A 21,843-nucleotide genomic window follows, 5' to 3' on the forward strand; every position below is an offset into this window, starting at 1 on the left:
GCTCCGTGCGGGCGAACGAGGTTCAGGCCAGCTCTCAGCTGAGCGCCCTCCGCCTGCACGCGACGCTGCTACCGCTGGGCGAACGGCGCGACGGATCGGATCGCGTGCTGTTCTACCTCGTCGGCGTCCGCCCCGTCGGCGGCGTCGCTCGCGCCGCCACCCTCTCCCTGAGCGCCCCTAGGCCACTGACCTGGGACGGCCGCTCCGCCGAATGCGCCGCGGGCGAGGACGCCAGCGAGCTCCGCTGCTCCTTGGGGGATCTCCGAGCCCGCCGTGCCGTCCCCCTCGCCCTCCGCGTCCCCGCCCGCGTGACGTTCCCGCACGCCCGGATCGTCGCCCGCGCCGAGAACGCGTCGGCCAGCACCGTCCTGTCCGTAACCGCGCCCCCAGCCACTCCACCGGCCAGCGCGCTCACCACCCCACCCGACTCATCCACGACCACCTCGTCCACGCACTCACCCAGCACCACCGCGCCGCGTTCTTCCGCGGACACGTCCAGCCCTCCAGCGAACGCGCCCACCACATCCGCGCACGCGTCCGGCGCGACCGCACAGGCGCCTGGCAGTGCTCCACGGGCGGTGGGTGGCTCTTCCGCGCATGTGTCGGGTTCTTCTGCGCACGGGCTCGACGCGGCCGCGCACGGGCCTGGCGCCTCCCCGCGTACGGCGGGCGGCCCGTCTGCCCAGGCGCCAGGTTCCTCCGCACACGCGCCTGGCTCGGCCGCACCCGCGCCTGGCTCGGCCGCACCCGCGCCTGGCTCGGCCGCACACGCGCCTGGCTCGGCCGCGCACGCGCCTGGCGTTGCGCCGCGGGCAGGGGGCGGCTCCTCCGCGCATGTGCCGGAATCCTCTGGGAAGGGGCTTGGCTCGGCGGCTCATGCGCCGGGGGCGGGTGGGCATGCGCCTGCTGGAGGAGCTGCGCATGTGGACGGGTCTCCCATGCAAGCGGCGGGACCCGCCTCGCAGGGGACGGGGCCGGCGGTGCATAAGCCGGGCTTGGGCGCGCAGGGGCCTGACTCGGCCGCGCATGCTGATGGATCGTCCACGTACACGCCCGGGTTGGCTCAGCCGGAGCAAGGCGCGCCGTCGCGGACGGGTGGCGGGACGGCGCGAGGTCCGCGGGTGATGCCCGACGGCGAGCACGGCCGGGCGGCCGGAGGTGGCGCGTCGCCGCACGTGGGGACGCAGGGGCCGCGGGAACAAGGGTTCGGCGGGTATCAGGGCGGCGGGTTGCCGGCGCCGCAGAGCGGGGCGGACGTGCCGGTGGTGCCGCCTGCTCCGCAGACCGTGCCTTCGGGGTTTCCGGTGCCTTCGCCGCCGGCTCAGCCGGGGCCCATGGACATGCCCACGGTCGGGCCCAACGGGGCGGTGCTGCCTACGCTCGCCGGCGCCGGGAAGGCGGCCGGGAACGGCAGGGACGTGCTGCCCGGGCCGTCCGGTGAGTCGCAGATGACGCTCGTGTCGCCGGTCAGCGATGTGAAGGACGCCCGGGACTGGGCCGTCGTGCTCGGGGTCGTGCTGGTCGCGGAGGTCGTCCTGCTGTGGGGCGCGGCGTGCCTGTCGCTGCTGCGCAGGCGGCTCGCGCTCGGCCGGGCCGGGACGGTTCGGAGTGCCGGAGCGGTACGCCGCTGAGCTGCGCGGGGCGCAGTTCCAGAGGGAGAGCGCTTGTCACCGGAGTGACAAACAGGTCCGGCGGTAATGTGCGCGGGGGCTAATGCCCGGTTCGGCTACTATCCGGTAGCTTCACGCTGCACGATCTTTGCCGCCACCGAGAGGCGCCCGCCGGGACGCCGGCGTCCGCCGGGCGGCGCGCACGTCCGCCGACGGCGTTCCGGCCCCCGCGGGCCGCCGTCCGGCCCATCCCCCGGGAGTTGGTTCCATGGCACTGGGCTCGCTGCTTCCCGAACTCGCGCCCGGCGGCTCCGGCCGGGTCCCGCTCGTCCAGCGGGTGGCCCGCTGGGCGCGGGAGAAGCCGGACGCCCCGGCCTGGACGTTCGTGGAGTACTCCGCCGACCCGTCCGGCACCCAGACCACGCTGACCTGGGCGGAGACCGATCGGCGCGCCCGAGCCACGGCGGCCCGCCTGCGCCGCGCCGCGCGGCCGGGGGACCGCGCCGCGCTGCTGCTCCCGCAGAACCTCGACTACATGATGACGATGCTCGGCGCGATGTACGCGCACGTCGTCGCCGTCCCGCTGTTCTCGCCGGACCTGCCCGGCTACGCCGACCGGCTGATCGGCGCGTACACCGACGCCGAGCCGGCCGTGATCGTCACCTCGCGGGGCGCGCTGCCGCACGTGGAGAAGTTCCTCGCCGACCACGACGTGCCGCGCCCGAAGGAGATCGTGTTCGCCGAGGAGGTGGACGCCTCCCTGGCGGACGAGTGGACCGACGAGCCGATCGGCTTCGACGATCTCGCCTACCTCCAGTACACGTCGGGCTCGACGCGCCGTCCGGCCGGGGTGGAGATCACGCACGGGAACGTGACGGCGAACGCGAGCCAGCTGTGGGCGGGCTGGGCGCCCGAGCGGCCCGATCCGGAGCTGGTGAGCTGGCTGCCGCTGTTCCACGACATGGGCCTGATCGCGACGATGGCGCTGCCGCTGGTGAACGGCGACCACGCCATCTACACCGAGCCGATGTCGTTCATCATGAACCCGATGCGGTGGATGCGGCTGATCGCCGAGCGTCCCACCAAGAACGTCTACACGGCCGCGCCGAACTTCGCCTACGAGTACGTCGTGGCGCACGCGACGCCGCAGAAGCTGGCCGGGCTGGATCTGTCCGGCCTGGTGACCTGCCTGAACGGGGCCGAGCCGATCCGTCCGTCCACGCTGAAGGCGTTCGCGGACAAGCTCGCGCCCGCCGGGCTGCGGGCGGGCGCGCAGGCCCCCGGCTACGGCCTCGCCGAGGCGACGGTGTTCGTGTCGGCGGCGGCCGAGGACGCCCCGCCGAAGGTGATCACCGTGGACCGGGAGGCGCTGACGCAGGGACGGGCCGTCCCGGTGGAGGCGGACGCCCGCAACGCCAGCCCGCTCGTGTCCTGCGGACGTCCCGTCGGCCAGTACGTCGCGATCGTCGATCCCGAGACCCGCCGCGAGCAGCCGGACGGCGTGGTCGGCGAGATCTGGGTGCACGGCCCGAACACCGCGCCCGGCTACTGGCGCAACTCCGAGCGCAGCCAGGACACCTTCGGCGGACGGCTCGCCGAGCCCGGCGACCTGCCCGAGGGCCCCTGGATGAAGACCGGCGACTACGGCATCGCGTACGAGGGCGAGCTGTACGTGACCGGCCGCATCAAGGACCTGATCATCGTGGACGGCCGCAACCACTACCCGCAGGACATCGAGCTGACCACCGAGGAGGCGCACCCGGCGGTCCGCGAGGACCACGTGGCCGCGTTCGCCGTGCCGGGCGAGGAGACCGAGCAGCTGGTGATCGTCGCGGAGCGGAACCGGCGCGTGCCGCTGGCCCGGCTCGACCTCGCCGAGGTGGAGAACGCGGTGCGCGGGGCGGTGAACGTGGAGCACGAGATGAGCGTCCACGCGTTCGTCCTGATCGAGCCGGGTGGCGTGTCGCGCACGTCGTCCGGCAAGATCGCCCGTGCCGCCACCCGGCAGCGCTACCTCGCCGGGGAGCTGCCCACCACCGAGGCGAAGCTGGCCGCGCGGGCGGCGGCGCGCGGGTAGCCTCCCGGAAGCCGGGACAATTCGCCGGAAGCCGGAACGACTTCCCGAAGCCGGGACGAAACGAACGAATCGGGAGGATCATGCTCGGGGGGCTGGGCCGTCTCATCCAACGGCAGCGCTGGACCAGCCTCGTCCTGATCCTGCTGATCACCGTCTTCGCCGCGGCCTGGGGCGCGGGCGTGCTGGCCAAGTTCAAGCAGGGCGGGTTCGAGGATCCCAAGGCGTCCTCGACGACGGTCGCCAAGCTCGGCGCCACCTACTTCGGCAGCACCAACCCCGACGTGCTCGTCCTGTACCGGAGCGACCGGATGACCGTGGACGACCCGCGCTTCCAGGCGGCGGTCGTGAGCACGGTCGCGCGGCTGCCGAAGGAGCGCGTCGCCCAGATCATCTCCTACTGGTCGTTCGCGAAGAAGGCGGACGCCGACAACCTCGCCTCGCATGACCGGCACCAGACGATCGTCACGCTGAAGATCGCTGGAACCAGCGACACCGCCCGCAACGACAACTACCTCGCCGTCAAGGACCACCTCGCCGCGCCCGGCCTCGACACGCGGCTCGGCGGCGCGTTCCCGCTCGGCACCGAGTTCGGCGAGCAGGTCGTCGCGGACATCGTGCACGCCGAGACGATCACCGCGATCCCGCTGTTCTGCCTGCTCGTGCTGCTGTTCGGCGCGGTCACCGCGTCGCTGCTGCCGCTGGTCGTCGCGCTGTTCTCCATCCTCGGCGGCCTCGCCGTCCTGCACCTGGTCACCTACGTCGCGGACGTGACGTCGATGGCGCTCGAAGTCGTCACGATGATGGGCGTCGGCCTCGCGATCGACTACTCGCTGTTCGTCGTCAGCCGGTTCCGCGAGGAGATGGACCGCGGCCAGCGGGCCGCCGGACTGCCGCCCGGGAAACCCTGGAAACAAGGGGCGACGCGCGCCGACCGCCGCGCCGCGAAGAGGGCGCACCGGGCGCTGCCGCGAGACGAGCGGCGGGCCGTCCGCAAGGACTACAAGGACGCGCTGAAGCCGGTCGTCCGCGCCGCCCTCGGCCGCACCCTCGCCACCGCCGGACGGACGATCATGGTCTCCGGCGTGACCGTGTCCGCCGCGCTCGGCGGCCTGCTGCTGTTCCCGCAGATGTTCCTGCGGACGATCGGCCTCGCCGGGATCGCGACCGTGATGGTCGCGGTGTTCGGCGCGACGATCCTGCTCCCGACGATGCTCGCCCTGCTCGGCCCGAAGGTCGAGTTCGGCCGGATGCCGTGGCGGCGGCCCAAGGCGGACAAAGACCCCGACAGCGGCTTCTGGTTCCGGCTCGGCACCAGCGTCATGCGGCACCCGGTGCCGTACTTCGCGGTCGTGGTCGTGATCCTCGGCGTGATGTTCGGGCCGTTCCTGCACGTCCAGTTCGGCGCCGTGGACGCGCGCGTGCTGCCGAAGGACAGCCCGTCGCGGGGGGTCTTCCAGACCGTCCAGAGCCAGTTCCCGAACCAGACCGCCGAGCCGATCGACGTCGTGCTGTCCGGCGACCTCGTCCCGCGGCACTGGGCGCCGTCGAAGAAGGGCGACAACATCCCGCCCTTCCTGGAGGCGTTCCGCAAGAAGCTCGCCGCGATGCCCGGCGTGACGGACGCCAAGTTCACCGGCTACGCGGGCGAGTATCCCGGCGTCCGGATCTCGGTCACGCACCGCTACCAGCCGATGGACGGGCGCGCGCAGCAGCTCGTGAAGGACATCCGGCACATGTCGGTCTCCAAGGACGGCGTCCCGATGCACCTGGACGTCGGCGGGAGCACCGCGAGCCAGATGGACCTGATGTCCAGCCTCATGCGGACGCTGCCGAAGATGGCGCTGTTCGTCGCCGTCGCCACGTTCCTGCTGCTGTTCATGTTCTTCGGCTCGGTCGTCCTGCCGCTCAAGGCGATCGTGATGAACGTGCTGTCCATCGGCGCCTCGTTCGGCGCGATCGTGTGGGGCTTCCAGTACGGGCACCTCGCGGGCGTCCTGGACTTCACGCCGACCGGCAGCGTCGAGGCGACCTCGATGATCCTCATTCTTTCCGTCGTGTTCGGCCTGTCCATGGACTACGAGGTCTTCCTGCTCTCCCGCATCCGCGAGGAGTGGGACCGCAGCCACGACAACCGCGCCGCCGTCGCCCGCGGCATGCAGCACACCGGCTCGATCATCACCAGCGCCGCGCTGCTGTTCCTCGTGGTCATCGCCGGTTTCTCGATGGCCGGGATCACCGTCGTCAAGCTGATCGGCGTCGGCATGTTCGTCGCCGTCACCGTGGACGCCGTCCTCGTCCGCTCCCTGCTCGTCCCGGCGACCATGCGCTTCATGGGCCGCGCGAACTGGTGGCTCCCCGGCTTCCTCGCCGGCCTGCACGCCGCCCTGGACCTGCGCGAACGCGACGACCTCCCCGTCCTGCCGGCCCCCGCCCCGGCCGCCGTGACCCCGGCGCCCATCGCCGTGAACTGGCAGCCCACCCCGCCCCCGCAGCCCTCGCCCCCCGCCACCGACCCCGCACCCAACCCCACATTCCCGGCACCGGACGTCCCCGCTCCCGACCCCACGCACGGCCCCTGGCGGCCGTGGGCGGACGGACGGCCGGAACCGGAGACGGCGCGCCCTCAAGATTCCAAACGTGAGATAGTTCCCAACCACGATGGTTCAGGGTGGCGCTGGAGCAGCGTGAAGGAGACCGATGACTCATGAGTCGCGTCGCGGCGTCCTCGGACGGACGGGAACGGTGGTCGCGGCCGCCGGCGTCCTCGGGGCGCTGCTGCCGCTCGGCACGGCCGGGACGGCGCAGGCCGCGTCCTTCAGGAAGTCCGACGACGGGGCGTCGATCGCCTCGTACAAATGGCTGAACAAGTCCAAGACCGCCTTCGACTTCACCGTCAACTCGCCCGCGCTGGGCGCGAAGCGGAACGTTCGCGTCCTGTTGCCGAAGGGCTGGAAGTTCAGTTCCAGCAAGGCGTGGCCGGTCGTGTACGCCTATCACGGCGGTAACGACAACTACCTTTCCTGGACGCGCAGCACCGACATCCAGAACGTCGCCTCGAAGTGGGGCGTGATGGTCGTGATGCCGGAGGGCGCGAACGGTTCGTACACGAACTGGTTCAACTACGGGAAGGGCGGACGGCCGCGCTGGGAGGACTTCCACATGAAGGAGGTCCGGCAGCTCGTCGAGCGGAACTACCACGCGGGCGCTTCGCGCGCCGTCATGGGAATCTCGTCCGGCGCGCAGGGCGCGTGCACCTATGCCGGGCGCTATCCGGGAACGTTCCGGTACGCGGCGTGCTTCAGCGGCGTGCTGTCGATGAGCCTGCCCGGAATCCCGTCGCTGCTGATGTACACCAACACGCGGGCGGGCACCGACCCGTACGCAATTTGGGGCATCCCGCGGATCGACCAGGCCAACTGGGACGCGCACGACCCGGTGAAGCTCCTGTCCAAGGTGCGCGGGACGAAGTTCTACGTGTCGGCGGGCAACGGCGAACCGGGGCCTTACGACAAGCCCGGCACCGCGCCGTGGGACATCGGCTACCTGAGCGAGAAGGCCATCAACCCGACCGTCCAGGATTTCGTGAACCGGGCGCGGCAGTTGCACGTTCCGATCACCGCGCACATGTACGGCCCGGGACGGCACTCCTGGCCGTACTGGAAGCGCGAGATGCATTTCGCGTGGCCGCAGATGATGCAGTCGATCGGGGCCAAGCCCGTCCGCTGAGCCGGCCGTAAGGGCGCACGGCGTCGCCGCGAAAGCACGCGGTGACGCCGTGCGCCTTTCGCTTTCTCGGCCGTGCGCCTACGCGGTTCCGCGTTGCGCCCTTCGCGTCCGCGCGCTGCGCCCTTCGCGTCCGGGTGATGTGACCTGCGCCGCTCGGGCTCGGCTACGGGCTGTCCGGGAAGTAGGGTGGTCCGCGACGGATCGTGAGCGGAGGAGCACGCGGACGCCATGGTCGAGCCCCCGGAGACGCCACTGCCCGGCACCCGGTCGGCGCTGGAGCCGGACCGCGCCATCAAGCCCGGTCGGCACGGACTCGCGCCCGAGGCCGTGGCCGCCATCCAACGCGACCGCCTCATCGACGCCTTCGTCCAGGTCATCGCCGAACGCGGGTACGCGGGCGCGACGATCGGACGGATCACCGAGGCGGCCGGCGTCACGAAGAAGACCTTCTACTCGCACTTCACCGACCTGGACGACTGCTTCCTCGCCGCCTACGAGCGCGGCACGGCGATCGTCCTGTCCGGCATGGCGGCGGCGTTCGGCGCGGAGCCGACCTGGCCGGACGGCATCCGCGCCGCGCTGCGGACGGTCCTGTCGATGCTCGCGGCGGCCCCGCCGTTCGCGCGGATGGCGATGGTCGAGGTGAACGCGGCGGGTCCGCGCGTCCGGCGGGCGCGGATCGAGTGCATGGAGCGGTTCCGCGCGTTCCTCGCCGGGCCGCCTCCGGGGCCCGGCGAGACGGCCGTGCCCACCGTGGTCGCGGACGCGGTCGTCGGCGGCGTCTACAGCACGATCTACGTGCACATCGAGAACGGCGAGACGACGCGGTTGCCCGAGTTGCTGCCGCAGCTCACCTACTTCGCGCTGATGCCGCTGGTCGGACGGCGCGAGGCCGCCCGCTACCGCGACGCCTGCACCTCGCACTCGGACGCGGCCGCCTTGACCGCCGTCCGAGAGCGCGAATCCGAGGCGGCCGTCCGTGCGCCGGGGGCGGAGGGCGTCTCGGAGCTCGGGGGCGAGGCGGCTGTTCGGGAGCACGAATCCGAGACGGCCGTCCGGGAGCGGGAGTCGGAAAGGGCGTAGTAGCCGAGCGCGAACCGGGCGAGGGCGGGGGAGAGCGCGGGGAGTTCCTGCGTGCGGCCGGTGGCGATGCGGGCGTAGACGGTGCCGTAGAGGCCGCCGATGATCGCGTCCCGGACGATGTCCGGGGGCGTGCCGGGGCCGGGGCTGCGGAGCAGCGCGCGCAGGCCGGACAGGAACCGCACCCGTTCGCGCCGGACGAGCGGACCGGCCGAGCTGACGTCCAGGACGCAGGCCCGCGCGTACTCCGGCCGCGCCGCGATCGTCGCGAGCACGCTGTCGAGGGCGGCGCGGAACCCGGCGCCCCAGTCGGTTCCGGCGGACCGGAAGGCGGCTTCGGCGCGGGTCCGCAGCAGCCCGGTGCAGTGCCGGTAGAGCGCGAGGAAGCAGTCGTCGAGGTCGCTGAAGCGGGCGTGGAAGGCCGCCTCGCTCAGTCCGGCGGCGGCGGCCACGTCGCGCGGACGGGTGCGGGGGTAGCCGCGTTCGGCCACGGTGCGCGCGAACGCGCCGAGCAGGCGCTCGCGGTCAGGGTCGGGTGTCGTCATCGAGGCTCCGCTACTCGGCCCGTCCGGGCCGCCGGTCCCCGGCGTCCGGATCCGGACGCCGCCCCTGACTCAGATTGACATGAAACACCGCTTGGTTTCTAGTGGCTCTGAGAACTCCCGCATCCGGCCGGTGCGTCCACCCCACCCGTCCCGAGAGAGGACGCAGCACATGCCATCGCGGATCCTGAGCACGGCCGTGGCCGCAGCCGCCGCCACGACCGGCCTGGTCGCCCTCACCGTCGGCCCGGCGTACGCCGCCGGCGTCACCCCGGCGAACACCCTCATCACCGCCACCAGCACCAACGTGAAGTTCAGCGGCACCCTGTCCGGGCTGTCGTTCTCGGTGAGCTGCACCAAGTCCACCCTGACCTTCACCACCCCGAGCTCGGGCTACGGGCCGGTCAACACCTCCGACCCGGTGTTCGGCGGCACCTGCAAGGACTCCTTCGGCGGCACGGCCACGGTGAAGACCAACCACACCAACGGCCCGTGGACGCTGCTCGCGATCGCGACCGGCCCGAAGGTCCAGGCCACCATGCCGAAGGCGGGCGCGACGTTCAGCACGACGACGCTGCCCGGCTGCGTGGTCACCGCCGCGCCCACCGGCCCGGTGACCCTCACCGGCAACTTCGACAACTCGACCGGCACCTGGCACCTGGTCAACGCCCCCGTCGCGTTCTCCGCCAGCGGCTGCGGCGCGGTCAGCCCGACCGGCACCGTCTCCGGCGACTTCGTCACCAGCCCGAAGGTCAACATCTCCTGACCCTCGCCCCCTCCCGGCGGGGCCGTCCGGCGACTCCGGACGGCCCCGCCGCCCCGCTGCCCGCACGTTTTTCCGGTGGGACGGACGTGCCGCCGCGGACGCGGTTGACGCGCGCGTCCGGACTGGCCGGATGAGGCCGGTGCGCCGCCGGCGCCTTGACCTGAGAAACCCACGGGTTTCTATTGAGGCCACGCGGATCATGGCAGTCGGATCACGACAGCAAGGAGGCGATGGCATGCGCCGTCGACGCAATCGCGCCGCGGCCGTGGCGCTCACGGCCGTCCTCGGCACGGTCCCGCTGGTCCTGCCGTCCGCCGCCGGCGCGGCGGAGGCGACCGAGTTCGGGCTCCCCATCCCGGACGTGACGCCGACCGGCGTCGCGGCGGCGAGCGACGGCGGCGTCTGGTTCACCGAGGCCCAGGGCGACATCGGGAAGGTCGGCGCGGACGGCAAGGTCAAGCACTACGCGGTGCCGCGCAACTCGCAGAAGGGCACCGGCTATCCCGACGCGATGGCCACCGCCTCCGACGGCGCGCTGTGGTTCACCGACTCGTCCACGACGGTGCCGCGCGTCGGACGCGTCGACCCGGCGACCGGCGCGGTCAGCACCTACGAGCCGCCCGCCGACGCGCTGCCGAACGCGCAGATCACCGGCATCGCGCCCGGCGCGGACGGCGCGATGTGGGTCGCGACCGGCGGCGCGGGCGCGATCCTGAAGATCACTGCGACCGGCTCGGCCGGGGTGCTCACCACCTTCGCCACCGGCCTCACCCCGTACTCGGTCACCGTCGGCCCCGACCAGGCCGTGTGGTTCACCGACCAGGGCGGCCAGGTCGGACGGCTCGACCCCGCGACCGGAGCCGTCACCACGTTCGCCCCGCCGAGCGCGCCGGGCGGCTACCCCTCGCTCGGCGAGATCGTCTCCGGCAAGGACGGCAAACTCTGGTTCACCGAGCCGGGCAGCGGCAAGATCGGCTCGATCGACCCGGCGTCCGGGCAGGTCTCCGAGTACGACGTGCCGACCGCGAACGCGCGCCCGACCGGGCTGACCGTCCGGCCGGACGGCTCGATCTGGTTCACCGAGTCGTCCTCGTCCAACCTCGGTTCGCTCGACCCGTCCAGCGGCCAGATCACCGAGTACCCGCTGCCCGCGACGCTCTCCGCGCCGTTCCGCGTCGTGAGCGGCGCGGACGGCAAGCTCTGGTACACCGCGCCCGGACGCGGCCGGATCGGGTTCGTGGACCCGGCCGACCCGCCGTCCGGCTCCCCGCACCAGGCGACCCCGCCGAACGGCCCGGGCTCGCCGACCATGGCCGCGCAGTTCCAGAACCGCTGCCCGCAGACGATCTGCCTCACCGAGGTCACCACCGGCGGCAACACCAAGATCGGCTCGTTCGCGCTGGACCTGCCCGCCGGGGCGATCCGCATCACCGGCTACCTCGGCGACCCCGACTCGACCGGGCTGCCCGTCCTGAAGCCGCCGGTCAGCGGCCCGCAGTTCGAGGGCAAGCCGATCGACGTGCCGGGCGGCCTGATCGGGCAGCTCCCGCTGGTCGGCCCGATCCTCGGCAAGACCCCGGCGGCGATGTGGGCGGTCAACAAGCTGACCGTCACGCAGAGCCTCGCCGGACCCGTCCACGTGCTGCCCGCGCCGGGCGGTTTCGGCGCGCAGACCACGATCAACATCAAGCTCAACAACGACCTGCTCGGTCCGAACTGCGTGATCGGGCCGGTGGACGCCAAGCTCGCCCCCACCTTCACCGGCGGCGGCTTCGGCGACGACCCGCAGTTCGGCTGGGTCGGCGGCCAGATGCAGATCAACGCGCCGATCGCCATCCCGAAGGCGCGGGGCTGCGGGCCGCTCAACATCCTGGACGGCGTGATCAACCAGATGATGGGGCTGCCCTCGCCCGCCGACAAGAACAGCATGAACCTGACGGGCATCCTCGACCTGGGCGTCGGCATCAACGCCGCGAACGTCCCGGACGCCCTCGCGCCGAACTCGTCCAACCCGCTCGCCGCCAAGCTCCGCTCGATGCTCCGCGCCACGACCGCCAAGCACTCGGGCAAGCCCGCCGCGAAGACCGCCGCGAAGCACACCTACCGCATCAAGGCCCGCCACTGACCCCGCCACTCACCCGGCCACTGACCCCGCCGCTGAGCCGCGGCCTCCCCGGTCCGCGGCTCAGCGGGGGAGGACGCGGTCCAGGAGGGTGACGGCTCGGGCGACGCCGTCCTCGGCGCGGAGGCGTTCGCCCAGGTCGGCGGCGCGCGTCCGGATCGCGTCGTCGCCCGTCGCGCGGCGGATCGCGGACGCCAGCCGCGGCACGGTCAGCGTCCGGAACGGGACGGGCGCCGGGCCCGCGCCGAGCGCGGCGACGCGCTCGCCCCAGTAGGGCTGGTCGCCGAAGAACGGGGTGACCACGGACGGCACCCCGGCGCGCAGGCCGGCGGCCGTCGTTCCCGCCCCGCCGTGGTGGACGACGGCCGCCATGCGCGGGAACAGCCACGTGTGCGGGACGTCCCGGACGGCGAGCACGTCGCCGTCCGACGTGGCCGGATCGCCCTGGACGATCCCGCGCACGCCCGCGACGCGCAGCGCCGTCCGGACGGTGAGGTCGGTGAGCCGCGCGTCCTTCGGGACCATGCTGCCGAAGCCGACGTAGACCGGCGGCGGCCCGGCGGCGAGGAACGCGGCCAGGTCGTCCGGCGGCTCGAACGACGGGTCGTCCAGCGTCCAGTACCCGGTGAGGTGGACGTGGGCGGGCCAGTCGGCGGGACGCGGCACGACGTGCTCGCTGAAGCAGGCGAGGACGAGCGCGTCGTCGCGGCCGGGCCCGCGGACCGGCAGCGGCGGCAGGCCGAGGGCCTCGCGCCGCCACGGGTTGAGGAACGGCCGGGACAGCTGCCAGGCGATCTGGTCCACGGCGGCGAAGCTCGCCCGGTTGCCCGCGCGGCCGAGCGAGCGCGGCACGAACGGGTGCGGGAACGCGGCGGTCGGCCGGCTCGGCTGGAAGTGGATCAGCGCCCACGGGACGTCCAGATGCTCGCCGAGGTGCCGGGGGAGCAGCCCGAGCGTCGGGCCGAGCAGCAGGTCGGCGTCCTTGGACCCGTCGAGGCACTCGTCCAGCAGCCGCCGCGCGACCGGGCCGAGGATGCGCCGGAACCCGGTCAGGAACCGCACCGGGTTCCGGCCGCCCGCGAGCAGCTCCTGCCCGGCGTCCGAGGTGAGGATCTCGGTCGGGTCGACGGTCAGCGGCGCGAGCTCCAGCCCGGACGCGCTCGCGAGCGGCGCGTACCGGGCGCTCGCGACCAGCCGCACGCGGTCGCCGCGCGCCGCGAGGGCGCGGCCCAGCGCGACGCACGGCTGGATGTCCCCGCGCGATCCGGCCGCGAAGATCACGATGGTCCGGGTCACCACTGCCTCCTCGGGCTCACCAGAGTTGCTCCGTGCTCACCAGGGTTGCTCCCTGCTCGCCAGGGTCGCTCCGTGCTCACCAGCGTTGCTCCGTGCTCACCGAGGCCGCGCCTCGGGCTCACCAGGCGTCGCCGCGCGGGATGCGGTTCGGTCCGGTGGTCTCGCCGTCCTCGGGATCGTACGGGCGGTACCAGCCCTCCGGCGGCGGGGGGAAGCCCCGGCGGACGTTCTCGTCCAGGTAGGAGTGCAGAGAGTAGCGTCCGCGCCGCTCGCCGTGCGGCGAACCGATCTCGTACCCGTTGTAGGACGGCGACCGCCGCGTGTCCGGGACGCGCGCGTTCGGGGCGCCGTGCCGCCGCGCGGTCTCGCCGCCGACGGACGCCGCGACCAGGACGTCCTCCGGCACCGGACGCGGCGTGACGTCCACCGTGACGTCCACCGTGACGGACTCGGTCTTCGGCGCGGTCGCCGCGTCCCGGCGCGGGAGCGTGGTCGCGCTGATCAGGCCGCCGATCGCGACGAGCACCGCGCCGAGCAGCAGCCCGGACGCGATGCCGTGCCGGAAGTGCTCCAGCGCCCGCGGCGACGCGTGCGCGGGCAGGTCGTGCACGAGCACGCCCACGACCGCGATGCCGAACGCGCCGGACGCCTCGCGGATCACGTTGAGGATGCCGCTGGCGACGCCGGTCCGCTCGTCCGGGATGGCCTTGAGGACGTACATCGCGATCGGCATGGCGAGGGCGGACCCGAGCCCCACGGTCAGGACGCCGGGCAGCAGGTCGGTGTAGCCGTCACCGCGCCGGATCGTGGAGAACCAGGCCATGCCGAGCGCCATCAGCCCCATGCCGCCGCCGATCGCGATCCGCGGCCCGATCCGCGCGGCCAGCCAGAACGCGACGGGCGTCATCACCATGATCGTGAACGCGGCGGGCAGCAGCACCAGCGACGACCTGACCGCCGAGAAGCCGAGGTAGTCCTGCATGAAGGACGCCGAGTAGAACAGCACGGCGGTGAAACCCATGCCCTGGAGCATCTGGGACAGCAGCCCGCCGACGAACACCCGGTTCGTGAAGAACCCGAGGTGGATCATCGGGTCGGGGGCCCAGCGCTCGACCGTGACGAACGACACGAACGCGATGAGCGCGAGCGCGAACACGCCGAGCGCCGGACGCGCGGCCCACCCGTCCCGCTGGACGGCCTCCAGCCCGTAGACCAGCGCGAACAGCATGGTCGCGGAGATCAGGACGCCCGGCATGTCCACCCGGGCGTGCGCGTTCTCGGCCTTGGACGTCAGCACCACCGCGCCGAGCGCGATCACCAGCACGCCGGGCACGATGTTGACCAGGAAGATCCAGCTCCACGACCAGTAGGTGACGATGGACGCGCCGATCGGCCCGCCGAGCGCGGTCGCCGCGCCGCCCGCCGCGACCCACACGATCGTGCCGAGCGAGCGCTGCTTGTCGGTGCGTCCGACGGTGACCATCACGAGGGTCGCGGGCAGCGCGAGCGCCGCGCCCGCGCCCTGCACCACGCGCGCCATGATCAGGACGGCGTCGTCGGGGGCGAGCCCGCACGCGGCGGACGCCGCCGTGAAGATCGTCATGCCGGTGGTGAAGCCGACCCGGCAGCCGTAGATGTCGGTGATCCGTCCGCCGGCGACCATGAGGCAGGAGAACATCAGCATGTAGCCGGTCGTGACCCACTCGCCCGCCGAGCCGGACATCCCGAGATCGCGGCGGATCGTGGGGATCGCCTGGATGACCACCGTGTTGTCCATGGTGGTCATGAAGGCGCTCACGGCCACGACGAGCAGTGCCCACCTGTATCTTCCTCGGGTCACGTCGCTCGCCGCTTCCCCCTGTGGGCGTGAGTGGTTATGGTGCTCAACTATCCCATCAGGCCACATCGCTTACCAGTGGGTCTTGTCATCGCCGTGACAAGTGGACCCTGAGAAACGTGGTCTGTGTGCGCATCGTGAGACGGTCAAAGTAGGACAAGGTGGTCCTCCGTTCCGTGCCGCACGAACGATCCCGGTCATTGGGGGAACCCCGCAGATGCACACCAGTGAGGGGATCGGCGAGGACGCGATCCGCCGGTACCTGGTCGAGCAGATCGCGCGCCGCTCCCGTGTCGAACCCGCCGAGGTGGATCCGGACCGTCCCCTGGAGGAGTTCGGGCTCGCCTCCCGCGACGCCGTCGCCGTCGCGGGCGAGCTGGAGCAGTTCCTCGGCCGCGCGCTGCCCGCGACGCTGGTCTTCGAGTTCCCCACGATCAACCGGCTGTCCGCCGCGCTGGCGGGCGGCGCGGACCTGTCGCCCGCCGCCTCCGCCACGGTCGCGCCCGCGTCCGCGCCGGCGTCCGCGCAGGTCACGGCGGGTCGCGCGGACGAGCCGATCGCGGTGGTCGGGGTCGGCCTGCGGCTGCCGGGCGGCGACCGCGACCTGACCGCGGCCGGCGACTTCTGGCGCTTCCTGCTCGGCCGGGGCGACGCGGTCGGCGAGGTCCCGGACGGCCGCTGGGACCCCTTCGACGACGGATCGCCCGAGGTCGGCGACCTGCTGGACCGCACCACCCGGCTCGGCGGCTTCCTGTCCGACATCGCCGGCTTCGACGCGGAGTTCTTCGGGATCACGCCGCGCGAGGCCGCCGTCATGGACCCGCAGCAGCGGCTCGTCCTGGAGGTCGCCTGGGAGGCGTTCGAGCACGCGGGCCTCGCGCCCGCCGCGCTGCGCGGCACCCGGACCGGCGTGTTCGTCGGCGTCTCCGCGCCCGAGTACGCCGCGTTCTCGGCCTCCGACCTGGCGTCGCTGGAGCCGTTCACCGCGACCGGCGCGGCGCTGAGCGTGATCGCCGGACGCCTGTCCTACCTGCTGGACCTGCGCGGCCCGTCCATGATCGTGGACACCGCGTGCTCGTCGTCGCTGGTCTCCACGCACCTGGCCGTGCAGGCGCTGCGCAACGGCGAGGCGGACGTGGCGCTCGCGTCCGGCGTGAACGTGCTGCTGTCGCCGACCGTCACGATGACCTTCGACCTCGCGGGCGGGACGGCGTCCGACGGCCACTGCAAGGCGTTCGACGCGAGCGCGGACGGCATGGTCCGCGCGGAGGGCTGCGGCGCGGTCGTCCTGAAGCGGCTGAGCGACGCGCAGCGCGACGGCGACCGGGTGCTCGCGGTCGTCCGCGGCTCGGGCGTGAACTCCGACGGCCGCTCGAACGGGCTGGTCGCGCCGAACTCCGAGGCGCAGAAGGCCCTGCTGCACGAGGTGTACGCCACCGCCGGGATCGACACCCGCGAGGTGGACTACGTCGAGGCGCACGGCACGGGCACGTTCCTCGGCGACCCGATCGAGGCCAAGGCGCTCGGCGAGGTGCTCGGCGCGGGGCGCGAGCCGGACCGTCCGCTGCTGATCGGCTCGGTGAAGTCGAACCTCGGCCACCTGGAGGCCGCCGCCGGCGTCGCGGGGCTGGTCAAGGCCGTCCTGGCGCTGCACCACGGGGTGCTCCCGCCGTCCAACCACTACAAGGAGCCGAACCCGCACATCCCGTTCGACGACCTGCGGCTCGCGGTCGTCGCGGAGGAGACGCCCTGGCCGCGGCGCGGCCACCCGCGCCGCGCGGGCGTCTCCGGTTTCGGTTTCGGCGGGACGAACGCGCACGTCATCCTCGAAGAGGCCCCGCCCGCCGAGGTCGCGCGCGAGGACGTCCCGGTGCGGATCTACCCGCTGTCCGACACGTCCGAGGACCGCATCCGCGCCTACGCCGCCGAACTCCTCACCTGGCTCGACACCTCCGAGGCCGACGACGCCCCTGCCGCCGACGCGGCCGCCTCGGGCGTGGCCGATGCCGATCTTGCGCGGACGCTTCGCCGGCGGGACGGACGCGGCCGTGCCCGCGCCGCGATCGCCGCGCGCGACCGCGCCGGGCTGGTCGAGGGCCTGAAGGCGCTCGCCGAGGGACGTCCGCATCCGGGGCTGGTCAGCGGCACGGCGGTCGGCGTCCCGGGCCGTCCGGTCTGGGTGTTCTCCGGGTACGGCGCGCAGCGGACGGGCATGGCGCAGCGGCTCCTGGAGGAGGAGCCCGCGTTCGCCGAGGCCATCGACGACCTCGACGGGCTGTTCGCCGAGGAGGGCGGCCCCGAGCTGTGGACGCTCCTGGAGGACGGCGAGCCGGTCGAGGGCGGCCCGGCCGTCACGATGCCGCTGCTCTTCGCGATCCAGATCGGCCTCGCGCGGATGTGGAAGGCGTACGGCGTCGAGCCGGGCGCGGTGATCGGCCACTCGATGGGCGAGGTCGCCGCGGCCGTCGTCGCCGGGAAGCTGTCCCTCGCCGACGGCGTGAAGGTCATCTGCCGCCGCTCGCGGCTGCTGGACCGGCTGGTCGGCGGCGGCGCGATGGCCGTGCTCGGCGCGTCCGCCGCCGAGGTCGAGCGGCTCGCGGACGGCTGCGACCAGGTGTACGCGGCCGTCCACTCCTCACCGAAGCAGACCGTCGTCACCGGCGACGCCGACCAGATCGCGACGGTCGTCGCGCGCGCCGAGGCCGAGGGCCGCCTCGCCCGGATGATCAAGGCCGAGGGCGCGGGCCACTCCCCGCAGGTCGATCCGCTGCTGCCGGACCTGCGCGACGCGCTCGCCGGGATCGGCGCGAAGCCCGGCACGCCGCTCGCCGAGAACGTCCGCCTCTACACGACGGCCCTGCCCGACCCGCGCGCCGACGTCCCGATGGACGCCGCGTACTGGGCCGAGAACCTGCGCAACCCCGTCCGGCTCACGGACGCGGTCGCGGCGGCGGCCGACGACGGCTACCGCACCTTCATCGAGGTCAACGCGCATCCGATCCTCGCCCACGCGGTCGGCGAGACGCTCGACGGCGTCGGCGCGTTCGTCACGCACACCCTGAAGCGCGCGCCGAAGGGCCAGGAGACCGACGACACCCTGACCTTCCACGCGCAGCTCGCCGCCCTCGCCGCGCACGGCCACGCGATCGCCCCGCCGAAGGACGGCGCGATCGTGGACGTGCCGTCCGCGCCCTGGCGGCACCAGCGGCACTGGATCGACACGTCCCGGCGCGGACGCGGCGCGGGCCGCGGTGCCGGCCGCGGTGAGCACCCGCTCCTCGGCGCGCACGTCGAACTCCCCGGCGAGGACCGGCACGCCTGGCGCGCCGACGTCGGCACCGCCGCGCAGCCGTGGATCGCGCCGACGCAGGGGCTGCGCGTCCTGCCGTCCGCCGCGTACGCGGAGATGGCGCTCGCCGCGGGCGCCGAAGCGCTGGGCGTTGAGTCCGTGCGCGTCAACAGCCTGTGGATGGAGCGGCCGCTCGCGCTCGACGCGTCCACCACGGTCACCACGACCTTCGGCGAGGACGAGCAGCGCGTCGAGATCCACGCGCTCACCCCCGCCGGCACCTGGACCCGCCTGGCCAGCGCGGACGTCGGCGAGGACCACCGCCCCGCGCCCACCCCCCTCGACGGCCCGGCCACCGAGATCGCCGCGGCCGAGCGCGGCAGCCGCCACTACCGGCTGCACCCCGAGGTGTTCGACCGCGCCCTCGGCGTCCTCTACGCCGAGGCCGGCGAGGGCGCCTGGATCGTCGAGACGATCGGCAGCCTGCGCGTGCACGGCCCGACGCACCGGGGCGGCCACGTCCGCGCCGCGTTCGACGGCGAGCAGGGCGAACTCCAGCTCCTCGGCCCGGACGGCGAGGTGCTGGTCGAGGCGTCCGGCATCACGCTGCGCCGCGTGGAGCGCGCCGACCTGCCCGTCCCGCTCGCCGACAAGCTCGCCGAGGTGGTCTGGGACGCCACCGACACCCCCGAACCCACCGTTTCCGACGCGTCCTGGCTCCTGCTCGCCGACCCAGCCGACCCCTTCGCCGGCGACGTGGCCGCCGAGCTGCGCCGACGCGGCCACACCGTCTCCCGCGCCCCGATCGGCACCGCGCCGTCCGGCGACGTCCACGGCGTCGTCCTCTTCGCGGGCGACCTGGCCGACGAGGAGCTCGTCCTGACCGTCGCGCGCACGTCCGTCGCGACCCCGGACGGCCCGCGCCTCTACATCTCCACCCGCGACGCGCTCCCCGTCCTGCCGGGCGAGCCCGGCGACCACCGCCGGGCCCACGTCCGCGCCCTCACCCGCGTCCTGGCCTTCGAGCGCACCGTCCAGCGAGCCACCCTCGTGGACGCCGCCCGCCCCGAAGACCTGACCACCGAACTCCTCGCCAACGCCCCGTCCCGCGAGACCGCCTACCGCTCCGCAACCCGCCACACCGCCCGCCTAGCCCCCGCCTCCCTCACCCCCCACCAGACGCCCCCTTCCCGCGAGGGAACTGCTGTCCGCGCGGGTGGGCCTGCGCATGGCACGCCGCACGACGCGCCGCCGCGTCAGCGGCGGCGCGTCGTGCGGCGGGGTGGGGCTTATGTGATTACGGGCGGGTATGGCGGGATCGGGCTGGTCACGGCTCGGTTGCTGGCTGAGCGGGGGGCCGCGCGGATCGTGCTCTCCGGGCGCTCGGGTCCTTCCGCCGACGCTGAGAAGGCCATCGCGCGGATGCGCGAGAGCGGGGTGGACGTCGGCGTCGTGCTCGGCGACATCGCCGAGCCGGGGGTCGCGGAGCGGCTCGTCGCGGCGGCTCGCGAGGGCGGGACGCCGTTGCGCGGCGTCGTGCACGGCGCGGGCGCGATCGATGACCGGATGGTCACCGACCTCGGGCCGGAGGATCTGCACCGGGTCTGGGCGGCGAAGGTCGAGGGCGCGCGGCTGCTGTCCGCCGCGACCTGGGACGCCGATCTCGACTGGTTCGTGCTGCACTCGTCGGCCGCCGCGCTGCTCGGCTCGCCGGGGCAGGCCGCCTACGCCGCCGCGAACGCGGCGCTGGACGCGCTCGCCGCGCACCGCCGCGCGCACGGCCGGCCCGCCACCACGATCAACTGGGGCACCTGGTCGCAGGTCGGCGGGGCCGCCGACCTGCGGGTCGCGGTGATCGAGCCGATCACGCCGGACGAGGGCGCGGAGGCGCTGGAGGCGCTGCTCGCCGCGGACGCGACCGCCGCCGGGGTGCTGCGGTTCGACCCGTCCGCCGCGGTCGCGCTGTTCCCCGAGATCACGAACATGCCGTACTTCGCGGCGCTCACCGAGGCCGCCGGGACCGGCGCCGACGAGGCGGGCGACTGGCCCGGCATCGAGGCGGTCCGGAAGCTGGACCCGGCCGAGGCCCGCGCCCGCATCGCCGCGCAGGTCCGCTGGCGGATCGCGTCCGTGCTGGGCTTCGCGCCCGAGCGGCTCGACCCGTCCGTCCCGCTCACCGATCTCGGGCTGGACTCGCTGGTCGCGGTCCGGATCAAGAGCGGCGTCGAGCACGACCTCGGGCTGACCGTCCCGGCGTCGGTGCTGCTCAAGGGCGCGTCGGTGCACGTGTTCGAGGAGTGGGCCGCCGAGGAGCTGGGCCTCGCGAGTGCTCCGGCGCCCGCGTCGGCCGTTCCCAACGCCGAGTCCGGCTACGTGATGGCGCGCGACGCGGCCGAACGGCTGGCCGTCCGGTTCTTCGAGGACGTCCTCGGCCTCGACCGCGTCTCCGTCGTCGCCGACTTCTACGCCGACCTCGGCGGGACGGACGAGCAGGCGGACGCCGTCGTCGCGCTCCTGATGACCGAGCTGGGCGGCGAGGCGACGCGGAGCGAGCTGTTCGCGACGCCGACCGCCGAGCACGTCGCCGAGTACATCCGGGCCGCCGACGAGGAGGCCGCGCGGCAGATCGTCCGGCCGCTGAAGCCGTCCGGGAACCGGCGGCCGATCTTCATCGCGCATCCGGCGGGCGGCACGACCGCGTGCTACCGGCAGCTCGTCGAGCTGCTCGGCGACGACCAGCCGGTGTACGGCCTGGAGCGGTTCGACGACGCGCCGCCGGTCGAGGAGCGCGCCGACCGCTACGTGAAGCACCTGGTCGAGGCGCAGCCGACCGGCGCGTTCCGGCTGGCCGGATGGTCGTTCGGCGGCGTCCTCGCCTACGAGACCGCGCGCCGGCTCCGCGAGGCCGGACGCGAGGTCGAGTTCGTCGCGCTGTTCGACGCGGGCCTGCCGCTGCCGGTCGAGGACGAGTCCGACACCCTCGCCCGCCGGTTCGCCGCGTTCGCCGCCTACGTCAACGAGACCTACGGCCTCTCGGTCGAGCTCGGCTACGAGGAGCTGTCCGGCCTGTCGGAGGAGCAGCAGTTCGCGCTGGTCATGGAGCGCGCCGCGCCGCTCGCGGAGCTGATCCCGCCGGCCGCGCTGCACCACCAGCTCACCTCGCACCAGGACACCCGCTCGCTGGAGTCGTACGAGCCCCGCCCGTACGACGGCCGTGTCATCCTCTACCACGCGCCCGAGGAGACCCCCTGGGCGGTGAAGGACGCCCGGTACGTCCTCGACGGGACGAACGGCTTCGGCCCGCTCTGCCCGGCCCTGGAGAAGGTCACGATCCCCGGGGTGCACCACCTGAACCTGCTGGACCCGCCAGGTGTGGAGATCCTCGCCGCCCACCTGGACGGCCAACTCGCCGCCGGCGCCCCTGCCCCGGCCGCGTCGCAGGACGCGCCGACCGGCCCGGCGGCCCTGTCCCCGGCCCACTGATCACGCGGAGGATCA

At 73.6% G+C, this 21,843-nt stretch carries 10 protein-coding genes and 1 pseudogene; 8 read left to right on the forward strand and 3 right to left on the reverse strand.

Going from position 1 to position 21,843, the window contains the following annotated elements; all coding sequences use genetic code 11:
* The first annotated feature begins 1,334 nt into the window (after nt 1–1,334).
* The 5 genes from ACFPCY_RS16950 (at nt 1,335) to ACFPCY_RS16970 (ending at nt 8,496) form a co-directional block, all read left to right on the forward strand.
* The gene (locus ACFPCY_RS16950) at nt 1,335–1,631 is read left to right on the forward strand and encodes a hypothetical protein (protein WP_378256158.1); all 297 of its coding nucleotides are present in this window, start codon (nt 1,335–1,337) and stop codon (nt 1,629–1,631) included.
* A gap of 247 nt (nt 1,632–1,878) precedes the next feature.
* The gene (locus tag ACFPCY_RS16955; RefSeq protein WP_378256159.1) at nt 1,879–3,687 is read left to right on the forward strand and encodes a fatty acyl-AMP ligase; all 1,809 of its coding nucleotides are present in this window, start codon (nt 1,879–1,881) and stop codon (nt 3,685–3,687) included.
* Between the two features lie 80 nt (nt 3,688–3,767).
* A complete protein-coding gene (locus ACFPCY_RS16960; protein WP_378256160.1) occupies nt 3,768–6,395 on the forward strand; it encodes an MMPL family transporter in 2,628 nt (875 codons plus the stop codon).
* Complete coding sequence (locus tag ACFPCY_RS16965; RefSeq protein WP_378256164.1) at nt 6,385–7,413, forward strand: alpha/beta hydrolase; 1,029 nt, start codon at nt 6,385–6,387, stop codon at nt 7,411–7,413. The genes ACFPCY_RS16960 and ACFPCY_RS16965 overlap by 11 nt, the downstream gene beginning before the upstream one ends.
* Before the next feature lie 228 nt (nt 7,414–7,641).
* Nucleotides 7,642–8,496, forward strand: a complete 855-nt coding sequence (locus ACFPCY_RS16970; RefSeq protein ID WP_378256166.1) for a TetR/AcrR family transcriptional regulator — start codon at nt 7,642–7,644, stop codon at nt 8,494–8,496.
* 383 nt (nt 8,497–8,879) lie between these two features.
* On the opposite strand, the pseudogene ACFPCY_RS16975 reads toward ACFPCY_RS16970, so the two are convergent.
* Nucleotides 8,880–9,038 (reverse strand): annotated as a pseudogene (locus ACFPCY_RS16975) (TetR family transcriptional regulator); the annotation flags it as partial.
* Between the two features lie 169 nt (nt 9,039–9,207).
* On the opposite strand from ACFPCY_RS16975, the gene ACFPCY_RS16980 reads away from it, so the two are divergent.
* Nucleotides 9,208–9,801 (forward strand): hypothetical protein, encoded by a 594-nt coding sequence (locus tag ACFPCY_RS16980; protein WP_378256168.1) that lies wholly within the window; start codon nt 9,208–9,210, stop codon nt 9,799–9,801.
* A 235-nt stretch (nt 9,802–10,036) separates the two neighbouring features.
* A complete protein-coding gene (locus tag ACFPCY_RS16985) occupies nt 10,037–11,926 on the forward strand; it encodes a Vgb family protein (RefSeq protein ID WP_378256169.1) in 1,890 nt (629 codons plus the stop codon).
* A 60-nt stretch (nt 11,927–11,986) separates the two neighbouring features.
* Here the strand turns inward: ACFPCY_RS16985 and ACFPCY_RS16990 are convergent, their stop codons facing one another.
* Nucleotides 11,987–13,219 (reverse strand): glycosyltransferase, encoded by a 1,233-nt coding sequence (locus tag ACFPCY_RS16990; protein WP_378256170.1) that lies wholly within the window; start codon nt 13,217–13,219, stop codon nt 11,987–11,989.
* Between the two features lie 118 nt (nt 13,220–13,337).
* A complete protein-coding gene (locus tag ACFPCY_RS16995; protein ID WP_378256172.1) occupies nt 13,338–15,005 on the reverse strand; it encodes an MFS transporter in 1,668 nt (555 codons plus the stop codon).
* A 268-nt stretch (nt 15,006–15,273) separates the two neighbouring features.
* On the opposite strand from ACFPCY_RS16995, the gene ACFPCY_RS17000 reads away from it, so the two are divergent.
* Entirely contained in the window at nt 15,274–21,828 is a 6,555-nt protein-coding gene (locus ACFPCY_RS17000; protein ID WP_378256174.1) for an SDR family NAD(P)-dependent oxidoreductase, read from the forward strand.
* The last annotated feature ends 15 nt before the right edge of the window (nt 21,829–21,843 follow it).

The organism is Actinomadura gamaensis (assembly GCF_042652125.1).
Classification (GTDB): domain Bacteria; phylum Actinomycetota; class Actinomycetes; order Streptosporangiales; family Streptosporangiaceae; genus Spirillospora; species Spirillospora gamaensis.